Here is a 24,295-nt window from a genome sequence, read left to right on the forward strand (position 1 = left end):
CGTCAGGACGCTTTTGCGGGCACGGAACGCGCCGGTGCCCGGCGGCGCGGGTCCAGGCAGCTGACCAGCCAGGTCACCAGCAGGCCGGCCGGCACGCCGAAGACGCCCGATGAAATCGGCTGTATGCCCCACCACAGGCGCGCGTGCAGTGCTTCGGGCAGCACGGGCTGCAGTGCCGGCACATGCGAGACCATGTAGTACAGCGTGACGCCCAGCCCGGCCAGCATGCCGGCCACGGCGCCCCGGCGCGTGGTGCCACGCCAGAAGATGCCCAGCACCATGGCCGGCACGAAGGCCGAGGCCGCCAGCGAGAACGATGCCGTGACCATGGGCAGGATGTCCGAGGAACGGCGCGAGGCCACGAAGGCGGCCGACAGCGCCATCACCAGCAGCGCGAACTTGGACAGGATCACGCGCTGCTCGGGCGAGGCGCGGCGGCGGCGCTCGCGAAAGTACAGGTCGCGCACCAGCGCGTTGCTGATGGTCAGCAGCAGTCCATCGGCCGTGGACAGCGCCGCAGCCAGGCCGCCGGCCGCCACCAGGCCGGAGACCACGTAGGGCATGCCGCCCAGCTCGGGCGTGGCCAGCATGATGAGGTCGGCGCCCATGCGGATTTCGCCGAACTGCAGCACGCCGTCGCCGTTGACATCCTCCACGGCCAGCAAGGAGGCATCCACCCTGGCCCACTGCGCCATCCAGTTGGGCAGCTCGTCAAAGCGGATGCCCACGAGGTTGTTCATGACCTCGAACTTGACCAGCACGGCCAGGGCCGGCGCGCTCATGTACAGCACGCCGATGAAGAACAGCGTCCAGCCCACCGAGGCCCGCGCCCCCGACACCGAGGGCGCCGTGTAGTAGCGCGTGAGCAGGTGCGGCAGGCCGGCCGTGCCGGCCATGAGGCAGAACATCAGCGCCAGGAAGTTGCGCCGGCTGTCCTCGTAGATCTGCTGCTCCTGGGGCGATCCGTCGGGGTTGCCGGCGAATGGCAGGCTGTGCAGCGGGATGCCGCCCAGCGGCTTCTCGCGCTCGCGCATTTCCTGTAGCTGGCGTGTCCACAGCGCGCGCGCGGCGGCTTCGTCGCGCGGCATGGCGGCCAGTTCGCGGCTGGCGGCCATGATGGCGCCGATATCGCCGCTGCGCGTGCGCAGATCGCGTATGCGCTCGGCCAGCGCCTGGCGCTCGGCGGCCAGAACGCGCGGCACGTCCTTGAGCTTGTCCTCCAGCACCTCGGCGCGCAGGCGGTAGGCGGCGATCACCTCCTGCTCGGCCGGCGAGTCCAGCAGGCGCTGCTCCATCTCCGCAATCTGGCTGAGCTGGGCCGTATAGGCCAGCGGTGCCACGGGATTGCCCATCTGCCGGTAGGCCAGCCAGGACACGGGGATCAGAAAGGCCAGCAGGATCACCACGTACTGCGCGACCTGGGTCCAGGTGATGGCGCGCATGCCGCCCAGGAAGGAGCACAGCAGCACGCCGCCCAGGCCCAGCATGATGCCGATCTCGAACTGCACGCCCGTCAGCCGCGAGGCGATCAGCCCCACGCCGTAGATCTGCGCCACCACATAGGTGAACGAGCAGATCACGGCCGCCAGCGCCGCGATCACGCGCGGCCAGCGCCCGCCGTAGCGCTGCTGGAAGAAATCGGGAATGGTGTAGAGCTTCATCGCCCGCAGGTGCGGCGCGATCAGCATGGCAACCAGGCAAAAGCCGCCCGTCCAGCCCAGCAGATAGGCCAGTCCGCCGGCCTGGCCCGGCACGCCGGCAAAGCCCTGCAGGTACAGCGCCCCCGACAGGCTGATGAACGAGGCCGCGCTGACCCAGTCCGCCGCAGCCGCCATGCCGTTGTAGAAGGGCGGAATGCGCCGGCCCGCGACGTAGTACTCCTCGGGGTCGCTGGTGCGCAGGTACACGCCGATGGCCGCATAGACCATGACGGTGAAGAACAGGAAGATGGGGCCTATCCAGTGGCGCGACAGGCCTTGCTGCTCGGCCCAGAACATGAGGGCCAGAAAACCCAGCACGCCCAGCGTGTACAGGGCCACGATGCGGTGCAGCCGCCAGTGGGAGGCCGCCGTCAGCGGTGCGCGCTCAGCCATGGCCGGGAGGCGATGGCGGTGCGGACGGTTGCGTATCGGCCGATGGGGATGCGGGAGCCGGTGCCGTCGCAAAAGCGGCCCGGGCCTCGCGGCGCTCGAAATGGTCCATGGACAGACAATAGACGATGACGATGGCCAGGAACATCAGGACTGCCCCCTGGGCCGCGAACCAGTAGGCCAGCGGCCAGTCCGGCATCAACGCCTGCAGGTCGCGCGCGTAGTAGCAGGCGCCAAAGGAGACGGCCACCCAGACCGCGAACAGCACGGCCTTGAGCCACAGATGGCGGATGTCGTGCAGGTCGGGGGCGAAGGTCTCGCCTTCGGACGGTCCCCCGACCGCGTCGTCATGCAAGTGCGCTTTCGGCGTATGCATGGCGACGCTGCCAGCCCTTACTGCGCCAGGCGCTGCCAGGTGGCGACCACGCTGTCGGGATTCAGCGAGATGGAGGCAATGCCTTCGTCAGCCAGCCATTGGGCGAAGTCCGGGTGGTCCGAAGGGCCCTGGCCGCAGATGCCCACGTACTTGCCCTGGTCCAGGCAAGCCTTGATGGCGCGCGACAGCATCTTGCGCACGGCGGGGTCGCGCTCGTCGAAGTCGGCAGCCAGCAGCTCCAGGCCGGAGTCGCGGTCCAGACCCAGCGTCAGCTGGGTCAGGTCGTTGGAGCCGATGGAGAAGCCGTCGAAGAACTCGAGGAACTCGTCGGCCAGGATGGCGTTGGAGGGCACCTCGCACATCATGATGAGCTTGAGTTCGTTGTCGCCGCGCTTGAGGCCGTTGGCCGCCAGCAGCTGGGTGACGCGCTCGGCCTGCTTGAGCGTGCGCACGAAGGGAATCATGATCTGCACGTTGGTCAGGCCCATGTCCTCGCGCACGCGGCGCAGTGCCTCGCACTCCATGCGGAAGGCCTCGCCGAAGTCCTCGGAGATGTAGCGCGCGGCGCCACGGAAGCCCAGCATGGGGTTCTCTTCCTCGGGCTCGTAGCGGCTGCCGCCGATGAGCTTGCGGTACTCGTTGGACTTGAAGTCCGACATGCGCACGATGACGGGCTTGGGCCAGAAGGCGGCGGCAATCGTGGCCACGCCTTCGGCAACCTTGTCCACATAGAAGGCACGGGGCGAGGCATGTCCGCGGGCCACGGACTCGACGGCCTTCTTGAGGTCGGCATCGACGGCGGGGTAGTCCAGGATGGCCTTGGGGTGCACGCCGATGTTGTTGTTGATGATGAACTCCAGGCGGGCCAGACCCACGCCCTCGTTGGGCAGCTGGGCGAAGTCGAAGGCCAGCTGGGGGTTGCCCACGTTCATCATGATCTTGGTCTTGATGGCGGGCATCTCGCCACGCTGCACTTCGGTGATCTCGGTCTCGATCAGGCCGTCGTAGATCTTGCCGGTATCGCCTTCGGCGCAGCTGACGGTGACCAGGGTGCCGTCCTTGAGCAGGTCGGTGGCATTGCCGCAGCCGACCACGGCCGGAATGCCCAGTTCGCGCGCAATGATGGCCGCGTGGCAGGTACGGCCGCCACGGTTGGTGACGATGGCCGAGGCGCGCTTCATCACCGGCTCCCAGTTGGGATCGGTCATGTCGGTCACCAGCACGTCGCCGGGCTGGACCTGGTCCATGTTGGCGATGTCATTGACCAGGCGCACGGGGCCCGTGCCGATCTTCTGGCCAATGGCGCGGCCTTCGGCCAGCACATTGCCCGTGCCCTTGAGGGCGTAGCGCTGCTCGGCCTGGCCCTTGGCCTGGCTCTTCACGGTCTCGGGGCGGGCCTGCAGGATGTAGAGCTGGCCGTCAGTGCCGTCCTTGCCCCACTCGATGTCCATGGGGCGGCCATAGTGCTGCTCGATGACCAGGGCATAGTGGGCCAGCTGCTGCACGTCCTCGTCGGACAGCGAGTAGCGGTTGCGCAGCTCATGGGCGACGTCGGTGGTCTTGACCAGCTTGCCGCTGGCGGCCTTTTCCTCGGGCGAGGCAAAGACCATCTGGATCAGCTTGGAGCCCAGGTTGCGGCGGATCAGGGCCTTCTTGCCTGCCTTGAGCATGGGCTTGTGCACATAGAACTCGTCAGGATTGACGGCGCCCTGCACCACGGTCTCGCCCAGGCCGTAGCTGGAGGTGATGAAGACGACTTCCTCGAAGCCCGATTCGGTGTCGATGGTGAACATCACGCCGGCCGCGCCCAGGTCGGAGCGCACCATACGCTGCACGCCGGCCGACAGGGCCACCACGTCGTGGGCAAAGCCCTTGTGCACGCGGTAGGAGATGGCGCGGTCGTTGTACAGCGAGGCGAACACTTCCTTCATCTTGTGCAGCACCGACTCGATGCCCACCACGTTCAGGAAGGTTTCCTGCTGGCCGGCGAACGAAGCGTCGGGCAGGTCTTCGGCCGTGGCCGAGGAGCGCACGGCGAACGAGGCCGCCTCGTTGCCGCCCTGCAGGCGCACGAATTCCTCGCGGATGGCCTGCTCCAGATCGGCCGGGAAGGGCTGGTTCTCGACCAGGGCACGGATTTCGGCACCGACCTGGGCCAGGGCGCGGACATCTTCCACGTCCAGGGCGGCCAGCTTGGCGCTGATCTTGTCGGCCAGGCCGTCGTGGGCCAGGAACTGGCGGAAGGCGTGTGCCGTGGTGGCAAAGCCCGTGGGAACGCGCACGCCCTGCGGCAGCTGCGAGATCATTTCGCCGAGCGAGGCGTTCTTGCCGCCTACGGACTCGACATCGGTCATCCTCAGTTGTTCAAACGGAACGACGAGGGCGGTGGCCTCGAACAGTTGAGACATGGGAAAGCTCCAGAAGTTGAAAACCGTCGTGCGCCGCCCCGGCTGCCAAAGCCGGGCACGGTCGATCCATCCACGCAGGCATGCGCGAGGCTTTGCTGTTCTGGTTGGAGGCCGGCAGCGAGCATGGATGGGAAATTGGGAATAATGGGCGCCATTGTAGGCGTTTGCCGTGAACCGACGGCAGCCCCCCTGTCCAGAGTCCGACCACCATGCACACCCACACCATCTTCGTCATCTCCGATGGCACTGGCATTACAGCCGAGACCTTCGGCACGGCCATCATGGCCCAGTTCGACACCAAGTCGCGCCTGGTCCGCATCCCCTTCGTGGACACCATGGACAAGGTCCACCAGGCCGTGCGCCAGATCAACCATGTGGCCGAGTCGGAAAGCCACAAGCCCATCGTCTTCACCACCCTGGTCAACCAGGACATGCTCGACCTGATCGAGAGCCAGTGCAAGGGCAAGGTGTTCGACATGTTCGGCACCTTCGTGCGGCCGCTGGAGCTGGAGCTGGGCCAGAAATCGCTGCACCGCGTGGGCCGCTTCGCCGACATCAGCGAGAGCAAGGAATACCTGGAGCGCATGGAGGCCATCAACTACACGCTGGCCCATGACGACGGCCAGACCCACCAGGACCTGACGGGCGCCGACGTGATCCTGGTCGGCGTCTCGCGCAGCGGCAAGACCCCCACCAGCCTGTACCTGGCCATGCAGTTCGGCCTCAAGGTGGCCAACTACCCGCTGATCCCCGAGGATTTCGAGCGCAAGCAGCTGCCGCCCGCCCTGGTTCCCTCGCGCAAGAAGCTGTTCGGCCTGACCATCGATCCGCAGCGCCTGTCCAGCATCCGCAACGAACGCCGGCCCGACTCCAAGTACGCCAGCCTCGTCAATTGCCGCTACGAGGTGGCCGAGGCCGAATCCATGATGCGCCGCAGCGGCATACCGTGGCTGTCGAGCACGACCAAGTCCATCGAGGAAATCGCCACCACCATCCTGCAGGAGGTGCTGCCCCAGCACCTGGGGCACTAGCCTCCCCTGCGCTGCTCAGGCCGGTACGTTCCAGCGCAGCATGGGCTGCTGCGGCAGCGTCTCGACCAGGTAGTCCACCAGGGCACGCACCTTGGTCGGCACGTACTGGCGGTCGCGAAAGCAGGCGAAGAAATCCAGCGTGGTGTCCTCGAAATGCAGCTGCCCCTTGCGCGCCGGGCCCAGGGCCAGCGGCTGAAGCAGTCCTTCGCGCATGTAGCGGTGGGCAATGAAGCTGCCGATCCAGACAATGCCGCCCCCGGCCACGGCCATCTCGGTCAGGGCATCCACGTCGCTGGCGATGGCGGTCACGCGCAGCTGCGGGTCCACACGCTTGCCGTCGCGTGAGAACGGCCAGCGCATGAAGCGGCCATCGGCCTCGCGCCGGTACAGCAGGCAGGCATGGTCCAGCAGATCCTGGGCCGTCCGTGGCCTGCCATGGGCCTGCAGATAGGCCGGTGATGCACACAGCACGCGCGGCACAGCCGCCAGCTGGCGCACGGCCATGCCGGGCTCCAGTACATCGCGGTAACGCACGCTGATGTCCACGTCTTCCTTGAGCACATCCACCTGCCGGTCCACCACCAGCAACTCCAGCTCCAGCCGGGGATGCTGCGCGGCAAAGGCCGGCAGCAGCGGCGCCAGCACATGGCGGCCAAAGGCTGCCATGCAGGCGATGCGCAGCCGGCCCTGCAACTCGCCGTGCAGCTGGGACAGGTCGGACTGCGCTTTTTCCAGCTCCTGCAGCACGGGACCCACGCGCGCCAGATAGCGCTCGCCCGCCTCGGTCAACGCCATGGATCGCGTGGTGCGCGTGATCAGCCGCGTGCCCAGCTCACGCTCCAGCCGGGCGATGTTCTGGCTGGCCGCCGCCGGAGAAATGCCCAGCTGGCGCGCAGCCGAGGCAATGGAGCCGCCTTCCAGGGCTTTGACGAAGGTCTCGATGGAGCGCAGATTAGGCACAAAAAACTATGGATGAAAAATCAATTCATCAATATAGCTTACGAGTGCACCAAGCTGCAGCCCTCTACACGGCAGCACGGGCCTTGCCTACAGTCCTGCACTTGCCGCGCCGAATCGACAAGCGGCCTGACCGGATCCGCGTCCATGCCTCCTACCTCCGCATCTACCTCTGCCTCTGCCTCCATTTCCCCTGCAGCCCCCCGCAGCCGCAAGCTGCACCGCCGCTTCGCACCCATCGTCTTTGCCTTCTACATGTCGGCCATCATGGCGTTTCTGATGTGCTGCGCCATCGTCGGCGCCAACAGCGGCCTGGGCGCCGACTACCTGCGGCGCGTGATACAGGCCTATGCGCTGGCCATGCCCGTGGCCTTTGTCTGCGTGATGGTGGTGCGTCCGCTGGTGGGCAAGCTGGTGGCTGCCACCGTGCACCTCTGACGCGGCCCGACGCAGGGCCGGACCGTTGTTTTCAGGGCCTGGGTGCGCTCAGGCCAGCGCCTGCACTGCCAGGCGCGGCAGACCCGCCACCAGTTCGCGCCAGCCGGGCAGCTCGGCCCGGCCCGGCTTGCGCTCGCCAAAGAACATGGCCATCAGGTCGCCCTGGGCATCGAAGGCCTCGACCGAGGTGACCACGCCATCGGCCGTGGGCTTTTGCACGGCCCAGACGCTGGCGATCAGATCGCAGCGCAGATGCAGGTTGAAACTCGGGTCCATCACATTGATCCACTGTGCGCCGCCGGGCGTGTCCATGGGCTGGATGTTGTGCACGGGGCCGGTGTGGATCTGTATGCAGCCGCCGCTGTCCACGAAGACCATGATGGGCAGGCCGTCCATGGCCGCATCGCCCAGCAACTGGGCCACGGACTCGGGCGCCAGCCGCGCGCAGTGGCCGGGCACCAGGCGGAAGGCCTGCTGGCGCTCGGCGCCAAACCGGCGCAGCAGATCGAAGAATTCATGCGTGTCCTGCATGGCGGCCCAGGCAGTGCTCAGGCCGGGCACGTCGATGGCCTCGTCGGCCTGCGGCAGCGCACGCGGGCGGGCACGGCGGAACAGGTAACCAGCGCTGGGCTCGGCGAAACGCTGCACCAGCGCCTCCCACGCCTGCAGGTCGGTGGACTCGCGCGCATGGACCTTGTGCACGGCACGGCCCTGCGCATTGAAGAACTGCAGGCTGCGCATGGCCGGCCTGCCGGCCTGTGCAGGCTGCTCGGTCACGGCATAGCCGGCATGCCATTGGGCAAAGAACATTCGCAGGTCGATGTCGCGGCCCAGGGCAAGGCCCACGCCGCCGTTGGCCGAAAGCTTCTGGTAGACCCCGGTCTTTTCGTGGACCGTGGACTCGTTGCGCGTCAGCGCCATCACGGGGCCGCAGTCCTGCAAGCCCTTCAGGATGGCCAGCCATTCGGCGCGCAGCGGCACGGCCTGGAGGCTGCCCTCATGCTGGCCCGCATGCGCGGCAATGGCGGCGCCTTCCGGCAGGCCCAGGGAATCGGCGGCCTCCTTGGCGCGCAGGCCACCCTGGCGCGCCCGCGCAAAACGTTGGCGGACTGCGGGAGCATCGACGGGAATCAGGAGCCCGCCCTCCTCGGCATCGTGGACGGCGCTGCTCATTGCAGGGTGTCCAGCGGTGCGTGCCAGAGCGCATGGGGCACCGGCTGGGCTGCATGGACTCCAGGCAGGGCGACTCCGGCATCGGACACGGCGCGGTGCGAGCGCGACGGCGCGCCCGCATCGGCCACTGCCTGCCAACGTTGCTGCAGCCGCCCCAGCAGGGCGCGCATGTCATGGGACAAGCCGCCCGCGCAGGCCAGGTTTTCGAGCTGCTCGGCCACCCGGGCGGCCATGGCCGGCCTATGGGTGTCGCAGCAGCCGTGGCCGAAGCCGGTCATCAGGGCCAGCGTGGCAGCCAGCGCGGCCTCGTTCTCAGGCAGCAGGTATTCCTCGTCCTGGGCAAGGCTCTCACTCTTGGATGGATGCATGGGGTTCTCCTTGCGTTTCAGTTGGCAGCGTTGCACATGCATGCGCCCGCGCCACAGGCGCATGCTTCAGAAATCCTTGACCATCGACACCCGCACATGGCGGCCGGGCTGGCTGTAGGCGTCGGCAATCGCCGTGCTGGCAGCCAGGCCGCGCACATCGGCCCAGCGCCAGTACTTCTTGTCGGTCAGGTTGTAGATGCCGGCGTTCAGGCGCAGGTCGGGGCGTATGCGCCACTGGGCGCTCAGGTCGGCCACGGTGGCCGAGGGGCTGAGCCAGGCGGCGCTGCCGTTGGACACGTCGCCGGCCTTCTTGCCACTCCAGTGCGAGACGTTGAACTGCACGCCCACGGCAGAGCGCTCATAGCGCACGCCCAGCACCAGTTGCTGGGGCGAGATGGTGTCCAGCGGCTTGTCGGTCTGGGTGTCCTTGCCGTCGGTGTAGCCGTAGGCCAGGCGCGTCTGCCAGTCGCCACCGGCCCAGCGGCCCCAGTCGTAGTCGGCCTTGAGTTCGAAGCCGCTGATGCGGGCGCGGCCCACGTTGATGGACTGGTAGATGGCGGGGTTGGCCGCGTTGCCGGGCTGGCCCGCAACCAACTGCTGGTCGACGATGAAGTCCTTGTAGCGCCCCGTGAACACGGCGGCGTCCAGGCGCAGCCTGTCCATGCGCCCGCGCAGGCCCAGCTCGAAGGTCTGGCTCTTTTCGGGCCGCAGATTGGGGTTGGGAATGTTCCGGTAGAACGCCACCGGGTTCTCGAAGAAAGCGTTGATCTGGCCGGCATTGGGCGCCCGGAAGCCCGCCGCATAGTTGCCATAGACGGACCAGACCGGGCTGGCCTGCAGCATCACGCCCAGCTTGGGCGAGAGCGCGGAGTCGGAGTTGCTGACCACGGTGGGCACAAAGCCGTTCTGCCGGGGCTTGATGCTGTAGTGCTCGGCGCGCAGGCCCGGGGTCACGCTCCAGGGGCCGCTGTGCAATTCGGCCTGGGCGAACAGGGCGGTGGAGCTTTCGGTGGTGTCGGGAAAGCGCTTGAGCGGGAAGCTTTCGCCCACGGGCGGCGTGATGCCGTTTTGCGCGTTGACCACCTTGTTGCGGAGGTAGTCCAGCCCGTAGGTGAACTTGCCGCTGGCCGAAGAACTCCAGCGCAGCAGGCGGCTGGCCTGGGCGTGCAGCTGGATCGCGTCCTCGTCATAGGTCACGTCGCGCTCGCGGTAGGGCAGGCCGATGCGCGTCTCGGTGACGAATTCGCGCGCGTCGGACTTCTGGTAGCTGGCCATCAGCTGCAGTTCGTCGGCCAGCGCCGTGCCCAGTTGCTGCCACTGGCCCTGCCAGCTGGCCCGCCAGCGCTTCATGTCGGTGCGCGAGTCCGAGTTGGCCACTGTGGCCGATCGCACGGACAGCAGGGCGTAGTCGGCACGCTTGTCCACGTTCTCGAAGGTGAAGACATGCTTTTGCACGGCGCTGGGCGTGAAGACCAGGCGGCCCATCAGCGATTCGCTGCGGTCTTTCTCGGGATTGGGCGTGGTGCGCGCCGCGCCCGTCACGTTGTTCGTGCCCATGTTCTCCAGCGCGTGCGAGCGGCCCAGGCCCGCCGACAGCAGCCATGCCCATTCGGGGCTGGCACGGCCCGCCACGGTGGCGCCCAGCTTGCGGCCGTTGTCCGAGCCGTCGTAGCCGGCAGCCACGCGGCCGGCGATGCGCTTGTCCTTGCCCAGCAGATCGTCCGGCTGCACGGTCACGAAGTTGACCAGGCCGCCCATGCCGTCCGAGCCATACAGCGCGGGCGTGGAGCCGCGCAGGATTTCCACGCGCTGCACCAGGCCCAGGTCCAGGTAGTCGCGGCCGAAGCTGTTGGCGCTGAAGCTGTAGCTGCGCGGCAGGCGCACGCCATCGACCAGCATGAGCACGCGGTTGCCATCCAGGCCACGGATGTTGAAACCGCTGTTCTGGTCGCGCCCGGCCGACGAGGCCGCCAGCGAGAAGCGGGCCGGGGCACGCGGCACCTCGACATTGGGCAGGAGGTTGACCATCTCGCGGATGTCGCTGGCCTGCTCGCGTTCCATGCGGCCGGCGTCGATCACGTCGATGCTCATGGGCAGGGTGTCAGGGTCCTGCACCTCGCGCGAGGCGCTGATCACCATCTCCTTGAGGGCCGGGGCACGGGTCCGTGCCCCGGACGCGGCCTGCGCCAGCAATTGCGTGTCGGCATCTCCGGCATTTGCAACGTTTGCGACGTCTGCGGCGGCCTGCCCCGGCTCCTGGGCCAGGGCAGCGGAGGCGCACAGCAGCGCGCAGGCGGCGGCCAGGGGATGGCGCGCCCGCCGGGCGCTTGATTGCATTGCGAAGTCGTAAGCCATTGCGAAGCCCTCTCTCTGATCAACATGGATGTGCGAGAGCTGGCTTCTGCTTGCAGCGGCTGGCGGGTGGCCCGCCAGCCGTTGGCGCGTCATGTGCTGGCTGGATGAAGAAAAATTATATGCGAATAGTTCTCATTTATTGGTTTGATCTGGCGCATGGGCCCCGGAACAAACCCTGCTGGCGCTGCGTGCCGCCAGGCAGCTATCTGTGCGACACCCACAGCGACAAGGCCCGCGCCTGAAGACGCGGGCATGAAAAACAGCCCCCGCCCTCCCCTTGCTGCGCCAGGCCTTCCGCCCCTGGTCGGGCGATGAAAAAAGGGCCTGGATGCCATGGCATCCGGGCCCTTTCTCCGGCCTGCTCCGCGCCATGGCGGAGCAGCAACTGGTCAATGGCTGGTCAGTGGCGGATCAGGTGGTCGAAGGCCGACAGCGCAGCCGTGGAGCCGGCACCGGCAGCAATGATGATCTGCTTGTACGGCACGTTGGTGCAGTCGCCTGCGCCAAACACGCCGGGCACGCTGGTGTGGCCCTTGGCATCGATCACGATCTCGCCGAAGCGTGTCAGCTCCACCGTACCCTTGAGCCAGTCGGTGTTGGGCAGCAGGCCGATCTGCACGAAGATGCCTTCCAGCGCCACGGTCTTGACCTCTTCCGTCGTGCGGTCCTTGTAGGTCAGGCCGGTGACCTTCTTGCCATCGCCGTTGACCTCGGTGGTCTGGGCGTTGAGGATGACCGTGACGTTGGGCAGGCTGCGCAGCTTCTTTTGCAGCACGGCGTCGGCCTTGAGCTCGCTGGCGAACTCCAGCAGCGTCACGCTGCGCACGATGCCGGCCAGGTCGATGGCCGCTTCCACGCCCGAATTGCCGCCGCCGATGACGGCCACATTCTTGCCCTTGAACAAGGGACCGTCGCAGTGCGGGCAGTAGGTCACGCCCTTGGTGCGGTACTTGTCCTCGCCCGGCACGTTCATGTTGCGCCAGCGCGCGCCGGTCGAGAGGATGACGGTCTTGGCCTTGAGGCTGGCGCCCGAGGCGGTCTGCACCTCGATCAGCCCGCCTTCCGTGGCGGCCGGAATCAGTTTGGACGCCGTCTGCAGGTTCATGATGTCCACCTCGTAGTCGCGCACATGGCGCTCCATGGCGGCGGCCAGTTGCGGGCCTTCGGTCTTGGAGACCGAGATGAAGTTCTCGATGTCCACGGTGTCCAGCACCTGGCCACCGAAGCGCTCGGCGGCGATGCCGGTGCGGATGCCCTTGCGTGCCGCATAGATGGCAGCGGCCGCGCCGGCCGGGCCGCCGCCGACGATCAGCACGTCGAAGGCATCCTTGGCGGAAATCTTGGCCGCTTCACGCGAAGCGGCGCCGGTATCGACCTTGGCCACGATCTCGGCCAGCTCCATGCGGCCCTGGCCGAAGCGCTCGCCGTTCACAAAGACGGTGGGCACGCCCATGACTTCGCGCTGCTCGACTTCCTTCTGGAACAGCCCGCCGTCGATGGCGGTATGGCTGATCTTGGGATTGAGCACGGACATCAGGTTCAGCGCCTGCACCACGTCGGGACAGTTGTGGCAGGACAGCGAGTAATAGGTCTCGAAGTGCAGCGGCACGTCGATATTGCGCACCTGCTCCAGCAGCTCGGCCGATTCCTTGGACGGATGGCCGCCGACCTGCAGCAGGGCCAGCACCAGCGAGGTGAATTCATGGCCCAGGGGGACGCCTGCGAAACGCACGCCGCTGTCCACGCCGGGATTGGTGATCAGGAACGAGGGCTTGCGCACCTCGGCGTCGTTGTGCTCGACGACGGTGATCTTGTCGCTCAGCTCGCGGATTTCCAGCAGCAGTTCCTTCAGCTCGCGCGCACCCTGGCTGTCATCCAGCGAAGCCACCAGCTCCACCGGACGCTGCAGGCGCTCCAGGTAGGCCTGCAATTGGGCTTTCAGGTTGTTGTCAAGCATGTCGGACTCCTAGGGAAATACGAATTTTCGGAAAAAAAAGCCCGGGCGCCAGGCACCCGGGCGTCTTCAACAGTTCAACTGTGAACAGGAAGCGGTGTACCGCTTAGATCTTGCCGACCAGGTCGAGCGAAGGAGCCAGGGTCTTGTCGCCTTCTTCCCACTTGGCGGGGCAGACTTCACCGGGGTGGTTGCGGACGTACTGGGCAGCCTTGACCTTGCGCAGCAGATCGACGGCGTTGCGGCCAATGCCTTCGGCGGTGATTTCCACGGCCTGGATCACGCCATCGGGATCGACGATGAAGGTGCCGCGGTCAGCCAGGCCCTGGCCGGGGCGCAGGACTTCGAAGTTGTTGCTGATTTCCCAGGTGGGGTCGCCCAGCATCGTGTACTTGATCTTGCGGATGGTGTCCGACGTGTCGTGCCATGCCTTGTGCACGAAGTGGGTGTCGGTGGACACGGAGAAGACTTCCACGCCCAGCTTTTGCAGTTCGTCGTAATGGTCGGCCACGTCGCCCAGTTCGGTGGGGCACACGAAGGTGAAGTCAGCGGGGTAGAAGAAGAACACGGCCCACTTGCCCAGGACGTCCTTTTCGGTCACTTCGATGAACTTGCCATTCTTGAAGGCCTGCGTCTTGAAGGGCTTGATTTGGGTGTTGATCACGGACATTGCTGTTTCCTTTGTGGTTGGTGAGTGAACACAGGACGAAGTCTAGGCCCAGGCAATCGATTGATCCAATGAATTGATTGAATTCGTCCGATTGCCAAAAACTATGTGAACATCCTTGGTCTCCAGGCCTGCGGGCTTGACCAGCCTGCCACCGGCCTGAAGAGGCTATTTTGGGCCGAAATATGACAAGGCAATGCAGCAACCCCGCAGCCGCGTCGGCAGCCGGCCCGCAAACGAGAACGCGCCTCATAAGCAGCCAATGCGCGATAACAGGGGTTTGCTTGATCTGACGCAGAAACCCTAGACAATCCACCCCTATAGCGGCCGGCGATCGGCGCGGTCCCCCACGTACAACAAAGGAGTTCCCCATGCAAGGCGACGCACAAGTCATCACCTGGCTGCAAGCCCAGCTCAAGAACGAGCTGACGGCCATCAACCAGTACTTCCTGCACTACCGCATGTACAAGCACTGGGGCTTCGACAAGCTGGCCAAGAAGGAATACAAGGAGTCCATCGGCGAGATGAAGCACGCCGACTGGCTCATGGACCGCATCTTCGTGCTCGACGGCCTGCCCAACCTGCAGGACCTGGGCAAGCTGCAAGTCGGCGAGGACGTGCCCGAAGCCCTGGCTTGCGACCTGAGCAGCGAGAAAACCGCGCAGCAGACCATCAAGGATGGCATCGCCCACTGCGAAAGCGTGCGCGACTATGTCTCGCGCGATCTGCTGCAAAAGATCCTGGACGATACCGAGGAGCACATCGACTACCTCGAAACCCAGCTGGACCTGATCGACAAGGTCGGCATCCAGAACTACCTGCAGTCGCAGATGGACGAAGAGTCCTGAGCATCGGACTCAGGGGCGGCGGCACAGGCCGCACCCCGCACTCGAAACGACGGGCCTGTGTGCCCGTTTTTTCATCTTCTGGCCCGGCTATCGGTCACTCGTCGGCATACCGCAGCGGAAACAACAGAAGAAAGGTCGTGCCGGTCTGCGCGGCCGACTGCACCTCGATGGTGGCGTCCAGCAATTCCGCCAGCCGCTTGACGATGGACAGGCCGATCCCCTCGCCTGCACCGCTGCGGTAGCTGGCCGCCACACCGCCTTGCTGCGGCACGCCCCCGGTGCGGACCTCCCCGGACGCCGCCGTCCCCAGGTGGCCCGAAGGGTCCATGTCCGTGGCCTGCTTGAGGGCGGCAACCAAAGGCGCCGCAGGCGCCATGCCAGGGCCCGTGTCCCCGATGGAGAGCATCCAGCGGCGCCGGTCCTCCCCATCGCCCAGAGCCCACTTCACCGTGACACCGCCCTCCTGGGTGTACTTGAGCGCGTTGAGTATCAGGTTCTGCGCGATGCGGCGCAGTTTCAAGGCATCGCCTTCCACCGGCATCGTCCCCGGCCCCTGCAGGTGCAGGTACAGGCCGCGATCGTTGGCCAGGGCCTGCAGTCCCTCGCACAGATGGGTGATCACCTCGGCTGCGTCAAAGGAGGTCAGCTGGCGATGCTCGCGCCCGGCGTGCAGCTTGGCCAGCTCCGTCACGTCATCCAGCAGATGGCGCAGCGACTGGACGTTGCGGTCCAGCATGCGCAGGAGTTTCTCGCGCGACTGCGCCGGCGCATGCTGCATGCCCAGGCCATGCGTCACATTGGCCACCACGCCGACGTTGCTGCGCAGGTCATGCGCGACCTGCTCCCACAGTTGCGAGCGCTGCAGGTCCAGCGTGCTCACGTCATGCAGCGCCGCTTCCAGGTCCCGCACATGGCCCTCGGCCTCCTGCTGCTGCAGGCGGAAATACTGGGTGCTGCTGTCCTGCACGTCGCGCGTGTAGGTGGCGGCCCAGGCCTTGCGCGCAACGGGCATGGCGCCATGCGCATCGGGATGCTCCTCGGCATAGGCCTCCAGTTGCGCCACCATGACTTCGTTGAGCAGGCCCAGCTCGCGCACGACTTCATGCAGGTCATAGCCCTGTTGCCAGCGGTGCAGGCCGTGGGCGGCGGCCTGCTCGCCATCGACCGGCGGCTCGGCAGCGCCTGCCGGGGCACCGCCGAGGGCCCGCAATTGCTGCTCGAACGCGGCCAGCACGGCCGGAATGTGATCGTTCAACTGGGTGCGGGGAAGCGCCTCGCCGGCGGTCAGTGCCGGGTCCCGCCTGACGGCCTTGCGCCATGTCTGCAAGAGTCCTTCGCGCTGCGCCGCGAGGGCGTCTGCCAGTCTGCAGAGTTCATTTCCTTGGCTTGTCATGGATCGGCATCCGTGGCGGTCTGTAGAGAGGGAAAAAATGCGTTGCGCCAAGGATGGTAAGGCCAAAAACCCGGCCGATCGGGCTCGTGCCGGCGCGCCTACAGGCCGGTGGGAAAGTGCACGCCCGCGCGCTGGGCAGCCTGCACGATGTGCGTGGCCATGGCCTGCTGCGCCAGCTCGGGCCGGCCCTGGGACAGGGCCTCGATGATGGCGGCATGCTCCTCGGCGGTCGCATGGCGCGCGCCGCGCTTGTAATACGGCAGGCGCTGGCTTTCCTGCATGACCTCGCCGCTGCCGCGCAGCACGTCGGCAATCGCATGGTTGCCCGAGATGGTGGCGATCTGCAGGTGAAACTCGAAATCCAGGCGCGTGGCCTGCACGAAATCGGCCAGCTCGATGCTCTGCTGCATGGCCTGCAGGTTGGCCTGCAGGGCCGCCACGTCTTCGGGCTGCACCACCAGGGCGGCCAGGCGGGCGACAAAGCCCTCCAGCGCATAGCGCAGCTGATAGACATCGGTGAGCGCATGCGAGTCGGCAAAGCGCCAGGCCTCTGCGGCAGAGGCCGGGGCGTCGGTGGCCTCGGTCACGTACATGCCCTTGCCGGGCCGCGCCACGACCAGGCCCAGCCCCTGCAGCGTGGACAGCGCCTCGCGCAGCGAGGTCCGGCTGATGCCCAGTTGCTCCGACAGGTCGCGCTGCGACGGCAGCAGCGCGCCCACCGGATACACGCCGCCCTCGATCCACTCGCGGATCACGCGGGCGGCATTGCCGGCAACGGCGGTGCTGGCGGAAGGACTGGAAGCGGTGCTGGGTTCCATGCGTTGGCAGGTCTCAGGGTCGGGGGCGGCAGGTGCGCTGATCTTAGCGACTGCGCACCGCTGCCGCACGGTCGTGTGGTCGTGTGGTCGTGTGGTCGTGTGGTCGTGTGGTCGTGTGGTCGTGCGGCGTTGGTGCCTCTACTTGTTGACCAGCTTGGCCGGCACCGTATAGGTCAGGAAGGCGCCGAACAGCAGCACGCCGGCCAGCACGAACATGGCGGCATTGGTGCTCTGTGTCGCATCCTTGATGAGGCCGATCATGTAGGGACTGATGAAGCCCGCCAGGTTGGCAAAGGAGTTGATCAGCGCAATGCCGGCTGCCGCACCCGCGCTGGACAGGATGGCCGTGGGCAGGCTCCAGAACAGCGGAGAGGTCGCCAGGCTGCCGCCCGCGGCCAGCGCCAGGGCGGCCAGCGACAGATAGACGTTGCCGCTGAAGATGGCCGACAGCATCAGGCCCGCTGCGCCCACGCAGAACGGCACGATCAGGTGCCAGCGGCGCTCGCGCATGCGGTCCGAACTGCGGCTGACCAGGTTCATGGACACCACGGCCACCGAGAACGGCACGGCCGTCAGCAGGCCGATGTGAAAGGCGCCTTCCACGCCCGACTGGCGGATCAGGCTGGGCAGCCAGAACGTGAGGCCGTACTGGCCCATGACGGTGCAAAAGCAGATCAGGGCCATCTTGATGATGCGCGGGTCGGAGAACAGCGCGCGCAGCGTCACATGGCTATCGCTCTTGCTGGCGTTCTCGCGGGCGATGTTGCGCTCCAGCAGGGTCTTTTCCGCCTCGGTCAACCAGCGTGCGGCGCGGATGCCGTTGTCCAGGTACCAGAGCACGGCCAGGCCCAGGATCATCGAGGGAATGGCCTCGAGCAGGAACAGCCATTGCCAGCCGCGCAGCCCCGCCACGCCCTGCATCAGGTCCATGATGCCGCCCGACAGCGGGCCGCCCAGGATGCCCGAGACCGGAATCGCGCACATGAACAGCGCCACCATGCGGGCGCGCCGGTACGACGGAAACCAGTAGGTCATGTACAGGATCATGCCGGGGTAGAAGCCCGCCTCGGCCGCGCCCAGCAGAAAGCGCAGCACGTAGAACTGCGTGGGCGTGCTCACGAACATCATGGCCGCCGAGATCAGGCTCCACATGATCATGATCCGCGAGATGGTGGCCTTGGCGCCTATGCGGTGCATCAGCATGTTGCTGGGCACCTCGAAGAAGAAGTAGCCGATGAAGAACAGCCCCGCACCCAGGCCGTACATGGCCTCGCTGAACTGCAGGTCGGCCAGCATGTGCAGCTTGGCGAAGCCCACGTTCACCCGGTCCAGGTAGGCCGCCACATAGCAGGCCATGATGAAGGGCAGCAGGCGCCAGGCCACCTTGCGGTAGACGGCGGCCTCGGCCGGCGTTTCGCTGGCCAGCGCCGGCGCCGCGCCGGCGACCTCGGCAGATGCGGGAAGAGATGACATCAGGGAGTCCTTGGTTTAGGAGTTGCGACCAACTGGTATTACCGGTATGAAATTACGAAGCGAACGGTACCCCCAGCGCTTTGCCATGTGCACTCGCATTTACCCCAATTCAACGCAAGCAAAACTAATTCCCCGAGGTTTGACAAAAATCCGATCCAACTGCAAACTGGTATTACCAGTACGAAAACAAGAGGCAAAACTTCGTGAACACCTTGTCAGAGACCCGCCCCGCCAGCCTTTGCCTGCGCGCCCAGCCGCTGACCGCCGAGGCCTTTGCCGAGTTTGGCGAGGTCCTGGACAGCACAGGCCACACACCGCTGCTCATCAACGATGGCATGACCGAGCGCTACCACGCCCTGGCCCGCGTGGACACGGGCGGCAGCGAAGGCCATGGGCTGATCAACCTGTTCCATGCCCGGCCCTATGCGCTGCCCCTGCGGCTGACCAGCATGGAGCGCCACCCCCTGGGCAGCCAGGCCTTCATGCCGCTGGATGCACAGCCCTTCATCGTGGTGGTGGCCCCCCTGGGCGAACAGGTGGCAACCGCCGACCTGCGCGCCTTCATCACCAACGGACGCCAGGGCGTGAACTACCGGCGCGGCGTCTGGCACCACTCGCTGATCGCGTTGAATGCGCCGGCGCGCTTCATCGTGATCGACCGTGGCGGCCCTGGCGACAACTGCGACGTGCTGCCCATCGGCGGCGCCGAGGGCGTTGTGCTGGACCTGGACAGCGCGCAGGCCTGAATTCGGCCCACCCAATGAACCAATGAACAAAGCCGCCCGAGGGCGGCTTTGTGCTGCATGGCGGCCGGCGGACTCAGGCGGGCACCAGAAAGTCCCGGCTGATACCCTGGCCCAGGTCGTGCACGCGGTCCAGGAACTGCGTGAGATAGGCGTGCAGGCCCGTGGCCAGGATTTCGTCGATGCGCGCATAGCGCAGGTCGGCCAGCAGGCGGCCTGCCTTGCGCTGGGTCTCGCGCGACTGGGCGTTGGCCACGCTTTCCAGGTTGGCCACCACCTCCAGCATGCTGGCCAGCAGCGAGCGCGGCATGTCGCTGCGCAGCATCAGCAACTCGGCCACGCGCTCGGGCGTGATCACGTCGCGGTAGACCTTGCGGTAGACCTCGAAGGCCGAGACGCTGCGCAGCAGCGCGCTCCAGTGGTAGAAGTCGAACGGCGTGGCCGCCTTGCCCGATGCGCCATTGCGTGCGCTGCCGTGGTAGTCGCGCTCGATGGCGTGGAACTTCACGTCCAGCAGGCGTGCCGTGTTGTCGGCGCGCTCGATGAAGGTGCCCAGGCGCAGGAAGTGGAAGGCCTCGTCCTGCAGCATGGTGCCCAGCGTCACGCCGCGCGACAGGTGCGAGCGGTGCTTGACCCATTCGAAGAACTGGCCCGGATCGCGCTCCCAGTCGCCCTCGGCCAGCAGGCGCTTGAGCTCCAGCCAGGTCTGGTTCTGGGTCTCCCAGGCCTCGGTGGTCAGGGCGCCGCGCACGGCGCGCGCGTTCTCCCGCGCAGCGCGCAGGCAGGAGGCGATGGACGAGGAGTTGCTCTCGTCGCGCACCATGAAGTGCAGCACGGCCTCGCGCTGCACCTCGCCGTGGCGGGCTGCGTAGGAGGGGATCAGCTCGCTGATGGACAGCACGCCCTGCCAGGCCTTGCGCGCCACCTGCGGCGCCTGGGGCAGCATGGAGGTGTCATAGGAGACGTTGAGCATGCGGGCGGTGTTCTCCGCACGCTCCGTGTAGCGGGACATCCAGTACAGATGATCGGCAGTACGGCTGAGCATTCAATGTCCTCCCTCGTTTGACTCACCGGCCCCGAGCACCCAGGTGTCCTTGGTGCCGCCGCCCTGTGATGAATTGACCACCAGCGAGCCCTCCTTGAGCGCTACGCGCGTGAGGCCGCCGGCCACCATGCGCACCTGGTTGCCGCTGAGCACGAAGGGCCGCAGATCGATGTGCCTTGGTGCGATGCCCTGCTCCACCAGGGTGGGGCAGGTGGACAGCGCCAGCGTGGGCTGCGCGATATAGCCGCCGGGATTGGCGATGAGCGCGCGGCGGAAATCCTCGATCTCGCCGCGCGAGGCGGCAGGCCCGATCAGCATCCCGTAGCCACCGGCGCCGTGGACTTCCTTGACCACCAGCTCGTCCAGGTGGTCGAGCACGTAGCGCAGGTCATCGGGCTTGCGGCACAGCCAGGTCGGCACGTTCTGCAGGATGGGTTCCTCGCCCAGGTAGAAGCGGATCATCTCCGGCACATAGGGGTAGACCGATTTGTCATCGGCCACACCCGTGCCCGCGGCATTGCAGATGCTCACGTTGCCGGCACGGTAGGCGCGCATGAGGCCGGGGCAGCCCAGCGTGGAGGTGGGGCGAAAGACTTCGGGGTCGAGAAAATCATCGTCCACGCGCCGGTAGATCACGTCCACGCGCTGCGGGCCGCGCGTGGTGCGCATGTAGACAACGTCCTTGTCCACCACCAGGTCCTGGCCCTCGACCAGCTCCACGCCCATTTGCTGGGCCAGGAAGGCATGCTCGAAGTAGGCGCTGTTGTGCATGCCGGGCGTCAGCACCACCACCGTGGGCTCGGGCGTGCCGGCCGGCGCGCTAGCGCGCAGGGTCTCCAGCAGCATGTCGGGATAGTGGGCCACGGGCTCCACGGGATGGCGCGAGAACAGGTCGGGGAACAGCCGCATCATCATGCGCCGGTTCTCCAGCATGTACGACACGCCTGAGGGCACGCGCAGGTTGTCCTCCAGCACGTAGTACACGCCCTCGCCCTGGGCATTGGCGGCGCGCACGATGTCGATGCCGGCAATGTGGGCGTAGATGCCGCCCTGCACCGCCAGGCCCCGCATCTCGGGCCGGTACTGGCTGTTGTTCAGCACCAGTTCGCGCGGCACCAGGCCCGCGCGCAGGATCTCCTGGTCGTGATAGACATCGTGCAGGAAGCGGTTGAGCGCCGTCACGCGCTGCACCAGGCCCGCCTGCATTCGCGACCACTCATGTGCGGGAATGACGCGCGGTATCAGGTCGAAGGGGATGAGGCGCTCGTTGCCGGCGCCGCTTTCGTCCTTGTCGCCGTAGACGGCGAACGTGATGCCGACGCGCCGGAAGATGATCTCGGCCTCGGCGCTGCGCGCTCGCAGCGTCTGTTCGGACTGGCGCGCAAGCCATTGCGCGTAGTCCTTGTAGTGCAGGCGCACATCGCTGCCGTCGAACGGCGTCATCGTGTACATCTCGTCAAATGGATGCATTCGTCACCTCCTGTCGCTGCATGTGTACGGGGTCTAGCAAGCTACGGGCCAGCCCTCGTATCGCACCAGTGTAGCGATAGGTAACCTCAATCCGGACAAGCGGTATCCAGCATATGCATCCTGCTTCGCCATCGGCGCACGCCCTATCCGCCCTGCCCCTGCGTGACGTGCACATCCCAATAGCGGCGTGCCCTTTCCCGCTCGCAGACCAGGTGCACGGGGTCCGAAGAGCGCCAGTGCGCCGCACCGCAGCGGGCCGACTGCACCACGCCGGCGCCATGGGCCTCATAGCGGCGCACCACCTCGGGGACAGGATGGCCATAACGGCTGCGATATCCCGCCTGCACCATGGCCCAGCGCGGTGCCAGGGCCTGCACCAGGGCGGTGCTCGATGAAGTGCGGCTGCCGTGGTGGGGCACCAGCAGCCACTGCACGGGCGTGAGGGCGCCGGCCCTTGCCAGGGACCGCTCCTGCGCAGCCTCGATGTCACCGGCCAGCAAGGCCTGCACGCCAGATGCCGAGCGCAGCAACAGCACGCAGCTGCCCGCATTGGCATGGGCCAGCGCCAGTGCGGAGGGCAACCGTTCGCTGGCAGACGGATGCAGCACCTCCAGCCGCACGCCATCCCATTCCCAGTGCTGGCCCGCCTGGCAGCGGCGCACAGCGCCCAGGCCGGCCAGCGCAGGGTCAAGGATCACGGAATCCGATCCCCAGACCTCCGCTTGCGGCTGCGCGGCATGCACGGCTAATGCACCGCCCGTGTGGTCATTGTCGCGGTGGCTGAGCCACAGGGCATCCAGCCTCAGACCCAGAGCCTGCAGCAGCGGCACCAGCACCCGGTCGCCTGCATTGCTGTCCAGGCCGTACTGCGGCCCCGCGTCATACAGCAGGCTGTGCCGCGCCGTGCGCACCAGCACGGCATTGCCCTGGCCTATGTCCACGGCCATCAGATCGAACTCGCCATGCGCCGGTGATGGCGAGGGCCACCACAGGGCCGGCAGGCACATGGCCAGGCCCCAGCAGCGCCATCCGGCAGGCAGCGGAGCCACCAGCGCCAGGCCACCGCACAGCGCAGCCAGCCCTGCCCACAGCGGCGGCTGCGGCAGTTGCACCACGGCCCATGCCCACTGGTCCAGCCATTGCAGCAGCTCCAGCAGCGGGGCCAGCGCCAGCGCCGCGCCTGTCCACAAGGGCGGCCACAAGGCACCCAGCAGGGCCAGCGGCGTGACCACGAAGGTCACCCAGGGAATGGCCGCCAGATTGGCCAGCAGCCCCGACAGCGACAGCTGGCCGAACAGCATCAGGCCCAGCGGCGCCAGCGCCAGCGAGATGCGCCATTGCTCGCCCCACAAGGCCAGCGCACGGGCAGGCAGCGAAGGCCGCTGCGCGCCCTGCATGCGCGCATCGGTGGCCAGCAGCACGCCCACGGCCACAAAGCTCAGCCAGAAGCCGGCCTGCCACAGGGCCCAGGGGTCCAGCACCACGACCACGGCCAGCGCTAGGCACCACACGGCGGGCCAGGGCCAGCGCAGTCCGGCGCCGCGCAACGCAGCCACGCTGGCCAGCATGCAGACGGTGCGCTGTGCCGGCAGGCCCCAGCCGCTGAACAGCGCATAGCCGCCCGCCAGCAGCACGCCGGCCAGCAGGGCCGCCTGCGGCGCCGGGCACCACAGGCAGGCCCGTGCGCTGCAGCGCCACAGCCGCCCAACCACCAGTGCTGCCAGCCAGGCGAACAAGGTGATGTGCAGGCCAGAAATGCTCATCAGATGGGCCACGCCGGTATGCCTAAACAGCGCCCAGTCATCCCGCGCAATGGCCTGCTGATCGCCCATGGCCAGGGCGGCCACCACACCCAGCATGCGCGGCGCATGGGCAGGGTCCAGGCCGATGCGCTGCAGGGATGCCGCAAGCGCGGATGTGCGGCCCAGGATGGCGTCGCGCATCTGCTGGCGCCAGCGCTGCAGGGCATGGCTGCCGGTGTCGGCCAGTTGGCGTGCAGCGGGCTGTTCGCGCACATGGCCCGTGGCCTGCACGCCCTGCTCCCACTGCCACAGCTCATAGTCGAAACCATGGGGGTTGCGCGCGCCATGCGGGCGCTTGAGCCGCACGGTCAGCGCCCAGCGCTGGCCCGGTCGCAGATCGGGCAGCATGGCAACACCCCTGGACTGCCGGCCCCGGGGGGTGTACCAGGACAGTTCGATCAGTGCAGGAAACGGCGCCAAGACCTCTTCGCTGCCGGCGATCCGAGCCTGCTCCACCTCCATGCGCCAGCGCATGCCCTGGACCATGTTCTGGGGAAGCGATGCCACGACGCCGACGATGCGCAGGTCACGCCCCTCCAACGGCGCAGACAGCGCCTGGCCCGCAAAGTCCTGGGCCCGCCAGCCGGTCAACCCGCCCACCAGCAAGGCGGCGCAGACAGCGGCCCACAGGCGGTGCACACCACGGCCGCGCCGGCCCGCCCATGCCCGCCACGCCCTCCATGCCATGCCTGCCAGCCCCAAGCCCGCCAAGAGCAGATACATCCACAGCGGCCACAGGCGCGACTGCGTGACCTGCCAGGCCGCACCGGCCACGCAGCCGAGCAGCAGGGGCGTCCAGGAAGACGGCGAGAGGGTTTGGGCAGGTGCCGCAGGGTGCATCCACACATGCTAGGAGCGGATGCCGCGCAGCCACCCTGCACCGCCT

General features: G+C 66.9%; 19 protein-coding genes. 4 read left to right on the plus strand and 15 right to left on the minus strand.

The features are described from left to right. Positions 1-2: 2 nt before the first annotated feature. Genes IAE24_RS00570 through ppsA form a run of 3 tightly spaced genes read right to left on the minus strand, consistent with a single transcriptional unit; the run spans position 3 to position 4,874 of the window. The gene (locus IAE24_RS00570; protein WP_034396370.1) at positions 3-2,093 is read right to left on the minus strand and encodes a VC_2705 family sodium/solute symporter; all 2,091 of its coding nucleotides are present in this window, start codon (positions 2,091-2,093) and stop codon (positions 3-5) included. Beyond that, positions 2,086-2,466 carry a DUF4212 domain-containing protein gene (locus tag IAE24_RS00575; protein WP_012206862.1) on the minus strand — a complete coding sequence of 127 codons (381 nt, stop codon included), beginning with the start codon at positions 2,464-2,466 and terminating at the stop codon, positions 2,086-2,088. The genes IAE24_RS00570 and IAE24_RS00575 overlap by 8 nt, the downstream gene beginning before the upstream one ends. 17 nt (positions 2,467-2,483) lie before the next feature. Further along, entirely contained in the window at positions 2,484-4,874 is a 2,391-nt protein-coding gene (ppsA, locus tag IAE24_RS00580) for a phosphoenolpyruvate synthase (RefSeq protein ID WP_012206863.1), read from the minus strand. A 209-nt stretch (positions 4,875-5,083) separates the two neighbouring features. On the opposite strand from ppsA, the gene ppsR reads away from it, so the two are divergent. Next, positions 5,084-5,905 carry a posphoenolpyruvate synthetase regulatory kinase/phosphorylase PpsR gene (gene ppsR, locus IAE24_RS00585; protein ID WP_012206864.1) on the plus strand — a complete coding sequence of 274 codons (822 nt, stop codon included), beginning with the start codon at positions 5,084-5,086 and terminating at the stop codon, positions 5,903-5,905. A gap of 15 nt (positions 5,906-5,920) precedes the next feature. Here the strand turns inward: ppsR and IAE24_RS00590 are convergent, their stop codons facing one another. Further along, positions 5,921-6,865, minus strand: a complete 945-nt coding sequence (locus IAE24_RS00590; protein ID WP_043819159.1) for a LysR family transcriptional regulator — start codon at positions 6,863-6,865, stop codon at positions 5,921-5,923. Between the two features lie 144 nt (positions 6,866-7,009). Between IAE24_RS00590 and IAE24_RS00595 the strand changes: the two genes are divergently transcribed. Beyond that, the gene (locus IAE24_RS00595; RefSeq protein ID WP_199960091.1) at positions 7,010-7,300 is read left to right on the plus strand and encodes a DUF2798 domain-containing protein; all 291 of its coding nucleotides are present in this window, start codon (positions 7,010-7,012) and stop codon (positions 7,298-7,300) included. A 48-nt stretch (positions 7,301-7,348) separates the two neighbouring features. Here IAE24_RS00595 and IAE24_RS00600 read toward each other — a convergent pair whose 3' ends face one another. The 5 genes from IAE24_RS00600 to ahpC all read right to left on the minus strand — a co-directional run bounded on the left by IAE24_RS00600 (position 7,349) and on the right by ahpC (position 13,820). Then, positions 7,349-8,473: a hemin-degrading factor gene (locus IAE24_RS00600; protein ID WP_199960092.1), complete on the minus strand. Its 1,125-nt coding sequence runs from the start codon at positions 8,471-8,473 to the stop codon at positions 7,349-7,351. Further along, positions 8,470-8,841, minus strand: a complete 372-nt coding sequence (locus IAE24_RS00605; protein ID WP_034398862.1) for a hypothetical protein — start codon at positions 8,839-8,841, stop codon at positions 8,470-8,472. The genes IAE24_RS00600 and IAE24_RS00605 overlap by 4 nt, the downstream gene beginning before the upstream one ends. 66 nt (positions 8,842-8,907) lie before the next feature. Continuing rightward, a complete protein-coding gene (locus IAE24_RS00610; protein ID WP_199960093.1) occupies positions 8,908-11,196 on the minus strand; it encodes a TonB-dependent hemoglobin/transferrin/lactoferrin family receptor in 2,289 nt (762 codons plus the stop codon). A gap of 400 nt (positions 11,197-11,596) precedes the next feature. Next, positions 11,597-13,153: an alkyl hydroperoxide reductase subunit F gene (ahpF, locus tag IAE24_RS00615; RefSeq protein WP_012206870.1), complete on the minus strand. Its 1,557-nt coding sequence runs from the start codon at positions 13,151-13,153 to the stop codon at positions 11,597-11,599. Between the two features lie 103 nt (positions 13,154-13,256). Then, entirely contained in the window at positions 13,257-13,820 is a 564-nt protein-coding gene (ahpC, locus tag IAE24_RS00620; protein WP_012206871.1) for an alkyl hydroperoxide reductase subunit C, read from the minus strand. Positions 13,821-14,188: 368 nt separating this feature from the next. Here ahpC and bfr point away from each other — a divergent pair, with 368 nt between their 5' ends. Beyond that, positions 14,189-14,665, plus strand: coding sequence for a bacterioferritin (bfr, locus tag IAE24_RS00625; RefSeq protein ID WP_016447611.1), 477 nt, complete (start codon positions 14,189-14,191; stop codon positions 14,663-14,665). A gap of 94 nt (positions 14,666-14,759) precedes the next feature. On the opposite strand, the gene IAE24_RS00630 is transcribed toward bfr, so the two are convergent. The 3 genes from IAE24_RS00630 to IAE24_RS00640 all read right to left on the minus strand — a co-directional run bounded on the left by IAE24_RS00630 (position 14,760) and on the right by IAE24_RS00640 (position 18,349). Continuing rightward, positions 14,760-16,058 (minus strand): sensor histidine kinase, encoded by a 1,299-nt coding sequence (locus IAE24_RS00630; RefSeq protein ID WP_199960094.1) that lies wholly within the window; start codon positions 16,056-16,058, stop codon positions 14,760-14,762. 98 nt (positions 16,059-16,156) lie between these two features. Continuing rightward, positions 16,157-16,876 carry a FadR/GntR family transcriptional regulator gene (locus IAE24_RS00635; RefSeq protein WP_043795813.1) on the minus strand — a complete coding sequence of 240 codons (720 nt, stop codon included), beginning with the start codon at positions 16,874-16,876 and terminating at the stop codon, positions 16,157-16,159. Between the two features lie 138 nt (positions 16,877-17,014). After that, complete coding sequence (locus tag IAE24_RS00640) at positions 17,015-18,349, minus strand: MFS transporter (RefSeq protein WP_013801125.1); 1,335 nt, start codon at positions 18,347-18,349, stop codon at positions 17,015-17,017. Between the two features lie 203 nt (positions 18,350-18,552). Here IAE24_RS00640 and IAE24_RS00645 point away from each other — a divergent pair, with 203 nt between their 5' ends. Further along, complete coding sequence (locus IAE24_RS00645; RefSeq protein ID WP_034396397.1) at positions 18,553-19,095, plus strand: ureidoglycolate lyase; 543 nt, start codon at positions 18,553-18,555, stop codon at positions 19,093-19,095. Positions 19,096-19,168: 73 nt separating this feature from the next. On the opposite strand, the gene IAE24_RS00650 is transcribed toward IAE24_RS00645, so the two are convergent. The 3 genes from IAE24_RS00650 to IAE24_RS00660 all read right to left on the minus strand — a co-directional run bounded on the left by IAE24_RS00650 (position 19,169) and on the right by IAE24_RS00660 (position 24,249). Continuing rightward, a complete protein-coding gene (locus IAE24_RS00650; protein WP_012206877.1) occupies positions 19,169-20,137 on the minus strand; it encodes an alpha-E domain-containing protein in 969 nt (322 codons plus the stop codon). Next, positions 20,138-21,607, minus strand: coding sequence for a circularly permuted type 2 ATP-grasp protein (locus tag IAE24_RS00655; protein WP_012206878.1), 1,470 nt, complete (start codon positions 21,605-21,607; stop codon positions 20,138-20,140). 143 nt (positions 21,608-21,750) lie between these two features. Continuing rightward, positions 21,751-24,249 (minus strand): DNA internalization-related competence protein ComEC/Rec2, encoded by a 2,499-nt coding sequence (locus IAE24_RS00660; RefSeq protein ID WP_199960095.1) that lies wholly within the window; start codon positions 24,247-24,249, stop codon positions 21,751-21,753. Positions 24,250-24,295: the final 46 nt, after the last annotated feature.

Origin of the sequence: Delftia sp. S65 (assembly GCF_016516495.1) — a bacterium.
In the GTDB taxonomy this organism is placed as follows: domain Bacteria; phylum Pseudomonadota; class Gammaproteobacteria; order Burkholderiales; family Burkholderiaceae_C; genus Comamonas; species Comamonas acidovorans.

What these genes read in the sequence shown, in the direction of transcription:
- IAE24_RS00635 (WP_043795813.1), bottom strand. Translation starts at nt 16,876, where the DNA reads ATGGAACCCAGCACCGCTTCCAGTCCTTCCGCCAGCACCGCCGTTGCC.
- IAE24_RS00640 (WP_013801125.1), bottom strand. Translation starts at nt 18,349, where the DNA reads ATGTCATCTCTTCCCGCATCTGCCGAGGTCGCCGGCGCGGCGCCGGCG.
- IAE24_RS00605 (WP_034398862.1), bottom strand. Translation starts at nt 8,841, where the DNA reads ATGCATCCATCCAAGAGTGAGAGCCTTGCCCAGGACGAGGAATACCTG.
- IAE24_RS00570 (WP_034396370.1), bottom strand. Translation starts at nt 2,093, where the DNA reads ATGGCTGAGCGCGCACCGCTGACGGCGGCCTCCCACTGGCGGCTGCAC.
- IAE24_RS00610 (WP_199960093.1), bottom strand. Translation starts at nt 11,196, where the DNA reads ATGGCTTACGACTTCGCAATGCAATCAAGCGCCCGGCGGGCGCGCCAT.
- IAE24_RS00575 (WP_012206862.1), bottom strand. Translation starts at nt 2,466, where the DNA reads ATGCATACGCCGAAAGCGCACTTGCATGACGACGCGGTCGGGGGACCG.
- IAE24_RS00655 (WP_012206878.1), bottom strand. Translation starts at nt 21,607, where the DNA reads ATGCATCCATTTGACGAGATGTACACGATGACGCCGTTCGACGGCAGC.
- IAE24_RS00600 (WP_199960092.1), bottom strand. Translation starts at nt 8,473, where the DNA reads ATGAGCAGCGCCGTCCACGATGCCGAGGAGGGCGGGCTCCTGATTCCC.
- bfr (WP_016447611.1), top strand. Translation starts at nt 14,189, where the DNA reads ATGCAAGGCGACGCACAAGTCATCACCTGGCTGCAAGCCCAGCTCAAG.
- ppsA (WP_012206863.1), bottom strand. Translation starts at nt 4,874, where the DNA reads ATGTCTCAACTGTTCGAGGCCACCGCCCTCGTCGTTCCGTTTGAACAA.
- ppsR (WP_012206864.1), top strand. Translation starts at nt 5,084, where the DNA reads ATGCACACCCACACCATCTTCGTCATCTCCGATGGCACTGGCATTACA.
- IAE24_RS00660 (WP_199960095.1), bottom strand. Translation starts at nt 24,249, where the DNA reads ATGCACCCTGCGGCACCTGCCCAAACCCTCTCGCCGTCTTCCTGGACG.
- ahpC (WP_012206871.1), bottom strand. Translation starts at nt 13,820, where the DNA reads ATGTCCGTGATCAACACCCAAATCAAGCCCTTCAAGACGCAGGCCTTC.
- ahpF (WP_012206870.1), bottom strand. Translation starts at nt 13,153, where the DNA reads ATGCTTGACAACAACCTGAAAGCCCAATTGCAGGCCTACCTGGAGCGC.
- IAE24_RS00650 (WP_012206877.1), bottom strand. Translation starts at nt 20,137, where the DNA reads ATGCTCAGCCGTACTGCCGATCATCTGTACTGGATGTCCCGCTACACG.
- IAE24_RS00630 (WP_199960094.1), bottom strand. Translation starts at nt 16,058, where the DNA reads ATGACAAGCCAAGGAAATGAACTCTGCAGACTGGCAGACGCCCTCGCG.
- IAE24_RS00595 (WP_199960091.1), top strand. Translation starts at nt 7,010, where the DNA reads ATGCCTCCTACCTCCGCATCTACCTCTGCCTCTGCCTCCATTTCCCCT.